Consider the following 12,907-nt stretch of genomic DNA (forward strand, 5'->3'; position numbering starts at 1 on the left):
AAAATCCGCGCTGATGGCGGGTGGCTGCTACAGTGAGAGCATTGGCTTGGGGGCTGCACGATCCTGCTTCACTGGCGTTGAACCAGCTGTTTTCAAGACATGATGTTTGGTGGACGGCACTTGCTACGCTCAAATAGATGAGGTCTGAAATGGTTTTCGAACCCAGAAGCAGTCGTTCCTTACTCCAAAGAAGAAGCAGTGTAAGTAACGCCATTCAGGCGGGGCTCGACGGTATTGCAGTAACCGGTATTGCCTGGTACCTCATCTATGATCAGTTCGGTTACATTACCTCAGACTATGTAATCATGCTGCTGTTGCTGATCGGCGCATTGGCGGTCATTTACGATCATTATGCAATCTACCGCACTAACGTTGGCCTTTCGATCAAAGCGTTCCGCCTGTTCAAGGCGTGGTCGGCAACGTTCTGCTTTCTTGTGGTGATGGCTTTTTTGACCAAGCAGAGTGAAACCTATTCACGGTTGTTGGTCGTGCAGTTATTTATCATTGGTTATATTGCCCAGTTGTTCTTGCATTTTGCGGTACGTGAACTGCAAAAGCGCTTTACCGCGCATGCGCGCCTGGACAACGCTCTGATTATTGGCAATGGCGACCTGGCCAATTTTCTTTATCAGAAAATCAGCAATAACCCCTGGTTTGGCGAACGGGTATTGGGCTGCGTGCTGACGGACAAAACAGGCGAGCAGGTGCTCGAAAGTGCCGAGGGCAAGCAGCGCCTGCCCGTGCTCGGGCACATTGCAGACCTGGATGAAATCGTTGCCCAGCATGGCATTCGCACGGTGTACCTGGTGACACCGCTGGGGGGCTCAGAGGTGATCAACGATGTGTACTTCAAGCTGCTCGACAAATGCATCGCTGTAAACTGGGTGCCGGATATTTTCTCATTACGCCTGATCAACCACAGCGTGCGGGAAATTGCCGGCATTCCTGTGCTGACGTTGTCTGAAACACCACTGACGGGCATGAGCCTGTTCCTGAAGAACATTGAAGACCGGGTATTGGCGGCATTGATACTGCTGTGTGCGTCGCCTGTACTGCTGGGCGTTGCACTGGCTATCAAACTCACCAGCCGCGGGCCCGTATTCTTCCGCCAGGAACGCACGGGCTGGACGGGTGAGTCGTTCCGTATCTGGAAGTTCAGAAGCATGCACGTTCACCAACCGGATCAAGGCGTGGTCAAACAGGCGCAGAAGAATGACCCGCGCTTGACTAAAATTGGTGCGTTTATCCGCCGCACCAGCCTCGATGAACTGCCGCAATTGTTCAATGTGCTGACGGGGGAGATGTCACTGGTTGGACCGCGGCCACATGCGTTGCAACATGACACGTTATACTCACAGGACATCGTCGATTATTTTGCCCGCCACAATATCAAACCGGGCATGACCGGCCTGGCGCAAGTGCGCGGTTTCAGGGGAGAGACCAAGGATATCGAACAGATGATCCAGCGCGTGGACTCGGACATCGAGTACATCAACAACTGGTCGCTGTGGCTCGACTTCGTGATACTGGTGCGCACCCTTAACGCCTTTACTGGCAAGCAGGCGTATTGAGCGGCCTCCGGCTGGCCTCATTGTGATGTGCAGGTAACTGGCATGCAGAAAATATGAGCAGCATGCGCAACCTCTGTGGGAGCGGGCATGCCCGCGAACACCGGCGCAGCCGGTGCCATGTACCGAGTCGCTTGCTTCGCGGGCATGCCCGCTCCCACAGGAATCGCATTTATCCTTGAGAGCAAGTTAATCCTTGTTCAGCGGATGCAACTCCCTGAACCCCCGCGCTTCCTCCACCAGCCAGTCATGCACCGCCCGCGCACCCGGCTGGTTCAACCCGCCTGGGGGGTAATGCACCACGTAGCGTTTGTGGTTGGCGATCGGCACGCCGAACGGCACGATCAACGCGCCGCGCTCCAGTTCGTCGTTCAGCAGCGTGCGCCGGGCGATCGCCACACCGATACCGGCTATCGCCGCCTCGATGGTCAGGTGATTGCGGTTGAAGGTATGCCCACGTCGCACATTCAGGCCGGCGGCACCAATCCCCTCAAGGTAGAACTCCCACTCCGCATACTCCGAACTGCCACGCCAGGCGGTGATGTCGTGCAGCAGCGGGTAGTGCACCAGGTCCGCCGGCCCGTGCAGTGGAGGGCGCCCGCGCAGCAAGGTGGGGGAGCACACCGGGAAGATCTGTTCGTCCAGCAACGGTGTCGAAAGCATGCCAGGGTAGCTGCCATCGTTCAGGTCGATTGCCAGGTCGAAGTCGCCCAGAGTCAAGGCCTGGGCGCTGTCTTCAGCCACCAGGCGCAGTTCGATGTCCGGGTAACGCTGCTGGAAGCGTGGCAGGCGCGGGGTGAGCCATTTGGCCAGGAATGACGGAATCGAGCGCACGCGCAAGGTGCCGCGAATTTCACCGGCGTCCAGGCGCAGCAGTTCAGCCTCGATGCTGCCGTAGGCCTCGGCCACCGTCTGGGCCAGGCGTTGCCCCTCGGCGCTCAGTTCTACGCCGCGCGCCCGGCGCAGGAACAGCCGGTAACCCAGGCGTTCTTCCAGTTGGCGCATCTGCTGGCTGACCGCGCCTGGGGTGATGTGCAGCTCTTCGGCGCAGCGGGTAAAGGACAGGTGCCGGGCTGCACAGGCGAATACATGCAGCCAGACGAACATCTGACCATTGAGTTGTCGTCGCATTGTTTAGTCCTGCTAAAGGCTTGCTTAGAAATTTTCGTTGGTCATCCGTGAGCCAGCGCGTCAGTATCGCCCAAAATGTCAATACCGCTCAATTTCTTCAGATAACCGTGCTGTGGATTCATATCAGGGCACGGTCAGGCATTAGCATGGCTATCAGTGTTTTCGACCTTTTCAAAATCGGCATCGGGCCGTCCAGCTCTCACACCGTCGGCCCGATGCGGGCAGCGGCGACGTTTGCCCAGGCCCTGCGTGAGCAGGGGCTGCTGGCGCGGGTAACGCGCGTTGAAGTGCGGTTGTATGGCTCACTGTCGGCCACCGGGGTTGGCCACGCCACCGATCGTGCCTGCCTGCTCGGCCTGATGGGCCAGTGGCCGGACCGTGTCGACCCGGCCACCATCGAGTCGCGCATTGGCCAGGTACTGCAGGAGCATTGCCTGATGCTGGATGGCAGCCACCCGCTGGCATTCGAATATGGCCGTGACATGTTGCTGCTCGACGAGAACCTGCCTTACCACCCCAATGCCATGAGCCTGGAAGCGATGGACGGCCAAGGCAGCCTGCTGCACCAGACCTACTATTCGGTGGGCGGCGGCTTCATCGTCGAGCAAGCCGAACTCGACGCCCCGGCAGGCGAAAGCAACGCCATTGAGCTGCCTTATGAGTTCGACAGCGCTGCCCAGTTGCTGGCCTTGTGCAAAGCCCACAGCTTGAGCGTGGCGCAATTGATGATGGCTAACGAACTTGCCTGGCGCCCGGAAGCGGAAGTACGTGAAGGCCTGCTGCGCATCTGGGCGGCCATGCGTGAGTGCGTTGATAACGGCCTGCGCAATGAAGGCATCCTGCCTGGCGGGCTGCACGTCAAACGCCGCGCCGCTCGGCTGCACCGCAGCCTGCAGGAGCTGGGCAAGCCCAACGTGATTGGCTCTACCCTCAGCGCCATGGAGTGGGTGAACCTGTTCGCCCTGGCGGTCAATGAAGAGAACGCGGCAGGCGGGCGCATGGTCACAGCGCCCACCAATGGTGCGGCTGGCATTATCCCGGCGGTGCTGCACTACTACATGAAGTTCAACCCTACGGTTTGCGATGCAGATGTAGTGGACTTCCTGTTGGCGGCAGCGGCGGTTGGCATCCTGTGCAAGAAGAACGCATCGATTTCGGGGGCTGAGGTGGGCTGCCAGGGTGAAGTGGGCTCGGCCTGCTCGATGGCTGCCGCTGGCCTGGCCCAGCTCTTGGGGGCAACGCCGCCGCAACTGGAGAACGCGGCCGAGATTGCTCTGGAACACAACCTTGGGCTGACCTGCGATCCAGTGGGTGGCTTGGTGCAGGTGCCTTGCATCGAGCGCAATGCGATTGCGGCGGTGAAGGCGATCAACGCCGTGCAGATGGCGTTGCGTGGAGATGGTGAGCATTTCATCTCGCTCGACCGGGTAATCCGCACCATGCGTGATACCGGGGCGGATATGCATGCCAACTACAAAGAGACCTCGCGCGGCGGTTTGGCAGTAGCTTTTGTAGAGTGCTGAGCCGTTGACGGGCGGACCCTGTGGGAGCGTCTTTAGCCGCGAACACCGGCGAAGCCGGTGCCATACACTGTGTTGGATTTTTCGCGGGTGAACCCGCTCCCACAGGTTCTGCGTCCGGCCGACTCTTAGCGGGCTTTCTGCTTCGCTTCCAGGAAGCTCGCGCGCATGTCCTTGGCCCAGCCATCCAGCACCGGTTTGACGTCATTCAGAGTCAGCTTCTGGGTATCGTTCTCCAGCTCCTGGCCCGCACCTTTGCGTACCACCTGGGCCAGTACCTTCTGGCTGGCCCCATCGAGGAACGCTGCCTCCACCCCCACATCCACATCCTGGTCACGGCCGCCCGTTGCGGTGTTCACGCCTGCCGCGATCAGCGCGATGGGGATCACTTCGTAGGGTTTGAGCCCTTCATTACTGGTGGACACTGCCGTGATTGCCGGGCGCACCACGATCACACCCGGGCCGGGGCCTTGGGCGAGCGGCATCACGCTGCCGATTTCACGACGCAGGGCTTCATTGAAGTAGCGGGTGATTTCCCCCAGCGTCTGCTGCGTGATAACCGCTGTCGGCTGCGGCTTGGGGTAGAACTGGCTGGGCTCGATGAACACCTGGCTGTACTGGTTGATATTGACCTTGGGGTCGATCCAGCGCATCACCGGGTCACCGGACGGGCTCTTGGCTTCCTGCAACCGGCTGTAATCCTTGAGGAAGCCGGAATAATCCTTGGGGTCCACGCGATTGCTGGAGCAGGCGGTCACGGCAAGCAATGCGGCGCACAACAGGGTAATGCGAGGCAGTGATTTCATGATGAAGGCGCATCCATGAGAAGTCGGCCAGAACAACGCTAGCAGGTGCATGACAGTTGGCCAGTGGGCGGGTTCAATTCGGACTGCTGATTCGAGAGTAGCGAGCGTTGCATAGTTGAAAAATCCTACAGAGGCCTGGGATCTCACTGGCTTTTCATCTGCAGCCACTCTTGGAAAAATATGCCCGTTACGGGTATGGTTAGGATGTGGTTATGGAGATCTTCAAGCGCAAGGATTTTGCGCGTTGGCAGGCTGCTCACAGGCTGAGTGACGCGATGCTCTGCAAGGCAGTAGAGGAAATGTGCCGAGGCTTGGTCGATGCAAGCCTGGGCGGTGAATTGTTCAAGAAGCGTGTGGCGGCGCATTGTGCGGGTAAGCGCAGCGGTTATCGAACCCTGCTCTCTGTTCGTATAGGTGATCGATGTGTTTTCTTGCATGGCTTTGCTAAAAGCGACAAGGCAAATATTACGCATGAAGAGCAGAAAGCGCTGCGATTCGCGGGTAAGGTGTTTCTGGATTTATCACCGGTAGCGCTCTGTCGGGCGTTGCAAGCAGGTGTGTTGATGGAGGTAGATTGTGAGCAGCAAACTGGTTGAATCGTTACGTGAGGACCTTGTCGCCCTTCATGACGCCGGCGCGATAGGCAAGCTTACGCTTCGTGATTACGAAGCGTTGTGCCCGGCGCCGGTCCGAGATTTCAGTGCTCTGGACATACGCCGTTTGCGTGAGAGACTCAATTTCAGTCAGCCGGTATTTGCGATGCATCTGCACACCAGCGCTTCGACCGTACGCAAGTGGGAACAGGGCGAAACAAGCCCTTCAGGACCAGCCTTGAAGCTATTGAATGTGATCAAAAACAAAGGATTGCAGGTTCTTCTTTAAAGTAATTCTAATTTCAAGCAGCTTCATCAAAACAATGAGTCAGGTTCTTCTTCTCAGGTATCTTGCGCATCGCGGGCTTGCTCGCTTCTAGAGGCAGCGTGCCCGCCCGCAGGCTGTCAACCGAGCGCTTCTCGTAATCGATACCACAGCATACCCAAGGCCAGCAGCGGCGAGCGCAGCGCCTTGCCGCCTGGGAAAGTCAGGTGGGGCACGGCGCTGAACACATCCAGGCCTTGGCTGTGGCCGAGGGCGATGCTTTCGGCCAGCAGTTTCGCCGTCCAGTGCGTCACGTTCAGCCCGTGCCCGGAATAGCCCTGGGCGTAATAGACGTTCGGGTGCTGGCTCAGGCGCCCGACCTGGGGGAAGCGGTTGGCGGTGATGCCGATCATGCCGCCCCACTGGTAATCGATGCGCACGTTGGCCAGTTGCGGGAACACCTTCAGCACCTTGGGCCGCATGTAGGCTGCGATGTCCTTGGGGTCGCGGCCGGAGTAGTGGCAGGCGCCGCCGAACAGCAGACGGCGGTCCGCTGTGAGTCGATAGTAATCCAGGCCAACTTTTTGGTCGCACAGCGCCATGTTCTGCGGGATCAGGGCAGTAGCCAGTGCCTCGGGCAATGGCTCGGTGGCCACCACGTAGCTGCCGGCCGGTAGCACCTTGCCGCTCAGCCGTGGCTCCAGCTCATCGAGGTGAGCGTTGCAACCCAGCACCAGGCTACTTGCCCGCACTTTGCCTTGGGCCGTGTGCAAGGTTACGCGGGGGCCGTGCTCGATACGCAGCACGGGGCTTTGCTCAAAGATGCGTACACCCAGGCCATGGGCGGCACGGGCTTCGCCCTGGACCAGGTCGAGTGGGTGCAGATGGCCCGAGCCCATATCTACCAGGCCGCCGGCGTACTGGTCGCTGGCGACGATTTCATGCAATTGCCCAGGGCCTACCAGGCGGGTTTCAGGGCGATAGCCAAGTGCTGCCAGGTCATCCTGCTCGTGCTTGAATGTGGCGAACTGGTCGGGTGTGTTGGCCAGTTCACAGAACCCCCAGCGTAGGTCGCAAGCGATGCCGTACTGGGCGATGCGGCTGGCCACCAGCGCCACCGAATCGATCCCGGCCTGCTTCAGGTAGTGCACGCCTTCCTGGCCGACATGCCGGGTAAAGCCGCTGACGTCATGGCCAATGCCGCGAATCAGTTGGCCGCCATTGCGCCCGCTGGCGCCCCAGCCAATGCGCCGGCCCTCAAGCAGCACCACCGACAAGCCGCGCTCAGCCAGTTCCAGGGCAGTGTTGACACCGGTCAACCCGCCGCCGACCACGCACACATCGGCTGTCAGTTCGCCGTCCAGGCTAGGGTAGGGCGCTGCGTTGCGTGCCGTGGCAGCGTAGTACGAAGGAGTGTGTCGGGAATCGAAAGACATGGGCGTTCTCGGCTCAGCGGTTGGACTTGATCTTGCTCCAGGAGCGGGTCATGACACGCATGATCTGCGGGCTCGGGGTGCTGGAGATGTACAGCTTGTCCAGCACGTCCTGGGGTGGATAGATCTCGGGGTTATGCACCAGTGATGCATCCATGTAGGCCTTGGCGTCCGGGTTGGCGTTGGCATAGCCGACCGTGGCACTGACTTTGGCGATCACTTTCGGGTCGAGCAGGTAATTGATGAAGGCCAGGGCCTGGTCGGGGTTGCTGGCGTCCTTGGGGATGGCCAGCAGATCGAACCAGAGGTTGCTGCCTTCCTTGGGGATGCTGTAGGCGACTTTCACGCCGTTCTTCGCCTCCACGGCGCGGTTGGCGGCCTGGAACACGTCTCCGGAGTAGCCGAAGGCCACGCAGACATCGCCATTGGCCAGGTCGGACACGTATTTGGATGAATGGAAGTAGGTGATGTAGGGGCGCAATTCCAGCAAGCGGGCTTCGGCCTTGGCGTAGTCGGCCGGTTTTTCGCTGCGCGGGTCCAGGCCCAGGTAGTTGAGGATCGCCGGGAACAGTTCGTCGGGCGAGTCCATGAAGGCGACGCCGCACTGCTTGAGCTTTTTCAGGTTTTCGGGCTCGAACAGCACCGCCCATGAATCGATATGGTCAACGCCCAGTGCCGCCTTGACCTTCTCTACGTTGTAGCCGATGCCGTTGGTGCCCCACAGATAGGGCACCGCGTACTGGTTGCCGGGGTCGTTCTGTTCAAGCTGTTTGAGCAGCTTGGGGTCCAGGTGTTGCCAGTTCGGCAGCTTGCTGCGGTCCAGTGGCAGAAAGGCGCCAGCCTGGGCCTGGCGGGCAAGGAAGTGGTTGGAGGGTACCACCACGTCATAGCCGGTGCGCCCGGCCAACAGCTTGCCTTCCAGGGTTTCGTTGGAGTCGAACACGTCATAGACCACCTTGATGCCGCTGCTGGCCTGGAAGTCGGCCAGGGTGGTGTCACCGATGTAGTCGGTCCAGTTGTACACGCTCACCGAAGGAGTGGCGTGGGTAGTGGTGGCGAACAGCAGGGTGAATGCAGCGGGGATCAGGGCTTGCAGATGACGCATGGGGACACCTCGTTGGTCTTGTTCTTTGAGTTCGGGGTGCGGGGGCGCAAAGCGCCCCCGTTTGGGTCAGACGCTCATCATCAGGAACTCACGCTCCCAGGAACTGATGACCCGCTTGTAGTTCTCATGCTCGGCACGTTTGACGGCCACATAGCCCTGGACGAACTGTTTGCCCAGGTACTGCTGCACGGTCTCGCAGTCTTCCATGTGCTGCAGGGCGTCTTCGATGGTGATTGGCAGGCGCAGGTTGCGCCGTTCGTAGGCACGGCCTTGTACGGGCGCGCTGGGGTCCAGTTTCTCGACCATGCCCAGGTAGCCGCACAGCAAGCTGGCAGCGATGGCCAGGTACGGGTTGGCATCGGCGCCCGGCAGGCGGTTTTCCACGCGCATTGCCTCTGGGCTGGAGGTGGGCACGCGCAGGCCGGCGGTGCGGTTTTCTTCACCCCACTCGACGTTCACCGGCGCCGAGGTGTCTGGCAGGAAGCGGCGGAACGAGTTGACGTTGGGCGCGAACATCGGCAGCAGTTTGGGGATGTACTTCTGCAAACCGCCGATGTGGTGCAGGAACAGCTGGCTCATGCTGCCGTCTTCATTGGCGAAGATCGGCTTGCCCGTGGCGATGTCGACCACGCTCTGGTGCAGGTGCATGGCACTGCCTGGCTCGTCGGTGATCGGTTTGGCCATGAACGTGGCGGCCACGTTGTGCTTGAGCGCCGCTTCGCGCATGGTGCGCTTGAACACGGTGATCTGGTCGGCCAGGTCCAGCGCGTCGCCGTGGCGGAAGTTGATTTCCATCTGCGCCGGGCCGTCTTCGTGAATCAGCGTATCCAGGTCCAGACCCTGGATCTCGCACCAGTCGTAAACGTCCTCGAACAGCGGGTCGAATTCGTTGGCAGCGTCAATCGAGAACGACTGGCGGCCGCTTTCGGCGCGCCCGGAACGGCCCAGTGGCACCTGCAGTGGCAAGTCCGGGTCTTCGCAGCGCTTGGTCAGGTAGAACTCCATCTCGGGCGCCACGATTGGCTGCCAGCCTTTGTCGGCGTAAAGCTTGAGCACCTTCTTCAACACGTTGCGCGGCGACAGCTCGATGGGGTTGCCTTGCTTGTCGAAGGTATCGTGGATCACGATCGCGGTCGGCTCGATCGCCCACGGGATCTGGTACACGGCGGAGGGGTCTGGGCGGCAGACCATGTCGATGTCGGCGGCATCGAGAAGGTTGTAGTAGATGTCATCGTCAACGTAGTCGCCGGTGACCGTCTGCAGCAACACGCTCTCGGGCAAGCGCATACCCCGCTCGTGGAGGAACTTGGCGGTGGGCGCGATCTTGCCGCGGGCAATGCCGGTCAGGTCGCTGATCACGCATTCGACTTCGGTGATGCGGTGTTCTTTCAGCCAGGTGTACAGCTGATCGAAGGGGGCGTTCATACAGACCTCTTGGTTGGGTTTTAGTGTGGGAGCAACGCGTTTGGCGAAAGCCGCAGCAAGGTGTTGCACTTCCCAGGTGACGCACTGGAGGCTATCTTGGTCGCAGCCCCACGGGCTGATCTATCCGTTTTCTTCGCAAAGCAATGCACCAAAAGAGTGCAACTAGGATCTCGCGTGACAACGCCCAATGCGCTGCAAGTCCAGGCCTTTCACACCACCGATGTCTCTGAGCAGGTGCGCGCCACCCCTGGCTGGCAGCAGCAGTACCGGCAGATGTCGCCGGGGCACTTCAGCGGTGAGCTGCGTTGGCTGGGGCTGGAGGGTGTGGAGGTGTACGAAGAGCGGTTGAATACCCGTGTGGAGCAGTTTTTCCGTGCACCGAGCGGTTCACTGGCGTTCTGCTTCGACCGCAGCGAAAACAGCCTGTACTTGCTGAACGAGCAAAGCCGCAATATCTGGATAACCCCGGAGAACTACCAGGAAGTTGCAGTGGTGTTCGACCAGGCGTTCCTGGCCCGCCATGGGCTGGACCCGCAACGCCTCGAAGGCTTGTTCATGGTGCCGCTGGGCAGCGGGCAGAACGCGCTGTTTGGCAGTTGGCTGAGCGCCACGCTGACCCGCCTCGGGCAGGCCGATTGCCCGTTGCAGGGGCAGGCCCTGGCGGAGCAACTGCTGGAGGATTGCCTGTTCATTCTCGATAACGCCAGCCAGCGCCTGCAGGGCGGAGCCTTGGGGCGGCGGGATGAAGAGCGGGCGATCATGCGCCGGGTCAGCGAGTGGGCAGCGGATTGCCCCGAGGAGACGTTGAACCTGATGGAGCTGGCGGATGTTGCCGGGGTATCCCTGCGCCAGTTGCAGCAAGCGTTTAAGGCGTTTACCGGCATGCCGCCGGCGCACTGGCTGAGGTTGCGCAGGCTGAACGGTGCGCGGCGTGACTTGTTGCAGGGTGGCGACGTGACCGTGGCCGAGGTAGCGATGCGCTGGTCGTTCTGGCATTTGGGAAGGTTTTCAGAGAGTTATCGGCAGTTGTTCAAGGAGTTTCCCAGCGAGACATTAAGGCGCAGCAGGGGTTGAGCCCAACATCTCACGCCGAAAGTTGCTATCGTGCCGGCCTGATTCCACCCGAGGTGCCGATGTTCTACCTGCCTTTGCCCAGCGACCAGGCCGACCGCCTCGCCAGCGAGCCCAACACCGACTTCTTCACCACTGCCAGCGTCCTCGAAGCCGCCGCCGTGCTGTTCGTGCAAAACCTGCCGCGCCAGCCCGCCACCGCCTCGGCCGATGCGCAAGAACGCCGCTTCGCCGAAATCGTGCGCATCGCCAACGAGGTCGAAAGTGCTGCACCCGGGCGCTTTCAGGGCCAGGTGGCGCAACACTTCGATCACGAAGCGTTCGCCATGGGCCTGGGCATGCTGGGCGAAAATGGCATTGCACTGTTGTCGGCCGAGGTCGAGTACCAGGCGAACGAGCTGCTGGATGGCGAAGGCCAGTGGAATTTCCAGTTCGCCGACACCTACCGCCAGCGGGCTACACCGCTGCATCCGGTATACCTGCCGTCTCTGGCCAGCGACCTGATGCTTAGCGACCAGCAGAACCGCCTGTTGCGTGAATTCCTCGGTGGTATCGACGAGTCCGTGGCGGTGCAAGGCTTCGCCGGCACCGGCAAGACCTTTCTGATCCACCAGTTCGCCCGCCTGCTGGACCCGCAGCGCACATTGTTGCTGGCTTTGACCGAAGGCCAGTTACGCGCCCTGCAGGCGCGGGTCAAGGACGCTTCAGCCTACACCGCGCTGACTTTCGGCCAGTTGGCTGACGAGCTGCTCAACCGCGACCTCACCAGCAATGGCTGGCGTTTGCGCGACCCGTACCGCACCAAGCTGTCGTGGCGTCCGCAGGACGCGCAGGTGGTGCGCTGGCTGGCTGTTCCCGACATCGGCCCACTGGCGGCGCGCGACGTGGTTGCCCTGTGCATCCGGGCTGTGCGTACGTTCTGCCACAGTGGCGATACCCAGCTTCAGCTGCACCACCTGCCATGGGCGGGGCCTGGCACCAGCCCGCTGGACCAGGAGGTGCTGCTGGAAAAGGCGCGCCTGTATTGGCAGGAGCTGATTCGGCCTTCGGCACGGGAAATCCAGCTACCGGTGCGCGACTACCACCGGGTCAAACTGTTGTCGCTGAGCGGTTATGTGATCGACAGCCGCTATACCCACGTAATTGTCGATGAAGCCCACGAACTGTCGGCACCGATGTTGGCTGTGCTCGACCGCAGCCCACAGTCGATCATTGCCCTGGGCGACGAACTGCAGAACCTCAATGGCCTCAGCCCGCACCATGGAAGCTTCATCCGCCAGCGCTGCATCGACCATTCCCTGCGGGCCGGGCCAGCGATGGACACCGTGCTCAACCCGCTGATCCAGGCACATCCGGCGTCGATCCAGGCGGCCTTCAGTGGCAACGCCGAGCATTACACCCGGGTCAGTTTCTTCGATACGGTGACGGTGCCGGAACAGCCAACAGCGCTGATCGTCGATGACGAATGGGGCCTGTTTGGCTGGTTCCAGCGCCTGACGCATCAGGGTGTGCCGTTCGTATTGCTGAAAAGCGCACGCAAAGACTTCGAACTGTTCGTCGAGGATTGTATCGAGCTGTACCGTTACGGCACGCGGCCGCGTCACCCGATGTTGTTCCGCTATGCCAGCTGGCAGGCGCTGGAGCAGGACAAGGGCGATGACAAGGCGTTCGTTGCCGTGGCCAACATGCTGCGTAAGGGCTATACGGCGGAGCACTTTGCCAAAGCCAAGAGCCGTTACCGCTGGGACAAGGCGCCCAAGTTGTTCCTGGGCCGGGTGCGGGATGTGAAGAACATGGAATTCGCCCGGGTGATGGTGTCGCCGGAGCTGATGGTGGCGCCGCAGGTGACGGGCAATCGCAACGAACGGGCGCGGATGCTGGCGGGGCTGTACACCGCGTGTTCGCGGGCGCGCCATGAGCTGATCGTGCCGGGAGGGATGCTGGACTGGGTCAAGGACCAGATTCGGGATTGAGCCTTTGGGGCCGCTCT

Annotated in this window: 11 protein-coding genes; 6 read left to right on the plus strand and 5 right to left on the minus strand. The window is 60.8% G+C overall.

Going from position 1 to position 12,907, the window contains the following annotated elements; genetic code table 11:
- Positions 1 to 149 precede the first annotated feature (149 nt).
- Positions 150 to 1,571, plus strand: coding sequence for an undecaprenyl-phosphate glucose phosphotransferase (locus P0Y58_15900; GenBank protein WEK28392.1), 1,422 nt, complete (start codon positions 150 to 152; stop codon positions 1,569 to 1,571).
- Between the two features lie 186 nt (positions 1,572 to 1,757).
- Here the strand turns inward: P0Y58_15900 and P0Y58_15905 are convergent, their stop codons facing one another.
- A complete protein-coding gene (locus P0Y58_15905; protein WEK28393.1) occupies positions 1,758 to 2,699 on the minus strand; it encodes a LysR substrate-binding domain-containing protein in 942 nt (313 codons plus the stop codon).
- A 146-nt stretch (positions 2,700 to 2,845) separates the two neighbouring features.
- Between P0Y58_15905 and P0Y58_15910 the strand changes: the two genes are divergently transcribed.
- Positions 2,846 to 4,222, plus strand: a complete 1,377-nt coding sequence (locus P0Y58_15910; protein WEK28394.1) for an L-serine ammonia-lyase — start codon at positions 2,846 to 2,848, stop codon at positions 4,220 to 4,222.
- 125 nt (positions 4,223 to 4,347) lie between these two features.
- Here P0Y58_15910 and P0Y58_15915 read toward each other — a convergent pair whose 3' ends face one another.
- Positions 4,348 to 5,025, minus strand: coding sequence for a DUF3313 domain-containing protein (locus P0Y58_15915; GenBank protein ID WEK28395.1), 678 nt, complete (start codon positions 5,023 to 5,025; stop codon positions 4,348 to 4,350).
- Between the two features lie 212 nt (positions 5,026 to 5,237).
- Between P0Y58_15915 and P0Y58_15920 the strand changes: the two genes are divergently transcribed.
- Entirely contained in the window at positions 5,238 to 5,621 is a 384-nt protein-coding gene (locus P0Y58_15920; GenBank protein WEK28396.1) for a type II toxin-antitoxin system RelE/ParE family toxin, read from the plus strand.
- Positions 5,602 to 5,907, plus strand: coding sequence for a DNA-binding transcriptional regulator (locus tag P0Y58_15925; GenBank protein ID WEK28397.1), 306 nt, complete (start codon positions 5,602 to 5,604; stop codon positions 5,905 to 5,907). Before P0Y58_15920 ends, P0Y58_15925 begins: the two co-directional genes overlap by 20 nt.
- A gap of 116 nt (positions 5,908 to 6,023) precedes the next feature.
- On the opposite strand, the gene P0Y58_15930 is transcribed toward P0Y58_15925, so the two are convergent.
- The 3 genes from P0Y58_15930 to P0Y58_15940 all read right to left on the minus strand — a co-directional run bounded on the left by P0Y58_15930 (position 6,024) and on the right by P0Y58_15940 (position 9,846).
- Positions 6,024 to 7,319: an FAD-binding oxidoreductase gene (locus tag P0Y58_15930; GenBank protein ID WEK28398.1), complete on the minus strand. Its 1,296-nt coding sequence runs from the start codon at positions 7,317 to 7,319 to the stop codon at positions 6,024 to 6,026.
- 13 nt (positions 7,320 to 7,332) lie between these two features.
- Positions 7,333 to 8,421 carry a polyamine ABC transporter substrate-binding protein gene (locus tag P0Y58_15935; protein ID WEK28399.1) on the minus strand — a complete coding sequence of 363 codons (1,089 nt, stop codon included), beginning with the start codon at positions 8,419 to 8,421 and terminating at the stop codon, positions 7,333 to 7,335.
- A 66-nt stretch (positions 8,422 to 8,487) separates the two neighbouring features.
- Positions 8,488 to 9,846, minus strand: a complete 1,359-nt coding sequence (locus P0Y58_15940; protein WEK28400.1) for a glutamine synthetase family protein — start codon at positions 9,844 to 9,846, stop codon at positions 8,488 to 8,490.
- Positions 9,847 to 10,020: 174 nt separating this feature from the next.
- Here P0Y58_15940 and P0Y58_15945 point away from each other — a divergent pair, with 174 nt between their 5' ends.
- Together P0Y58_15945 and P0Y58_15950 are read left to right on the plus strand one after the other, a co-directional pair.
- The gene (locus tag P0Y58_15945; GenBank protein WEK28401.1) at positions 10,021 to 10,920 is read left to right on the plus strand and encodes a helix-turn-helix domain-containing protein; all 900 of its coding nucleotides are present in this window, start codon (positions 10,021 to 10,023) and stop codon (positions 10,918 to 10,920) included.
- A 59-nt stretch (positions 10,921 to 10,979) separates the two neighbouring features.
- The gene (locus tag P0Y58_15950; protein ID WEK33341.1) at positions 10,980 to 12,890 is read left to right on the plus strand and encodes an AAA family ATPase; all 1,911 of its coding nucleotides are present in this window, start codon (positions 10,980 to 10,982) and stop codon (positions 12,888 to 12,890) included.
- Positions 12,891 to 12,907: the final 17 nt, after the last annotated feature.

The sequence above is a fragment of the Candidatus Pseudomonas phytovorans genome (assembly GCA_029202525.1).
In the GTDB taxonomy this organism is placed as follows: Bacteria; Pseudomonadota; Gammaproteobacteria; order Pseudomonadales; family Pseudomonadaceae; genus Aquipseudomonas; species Aquipseudomonas phytovorans.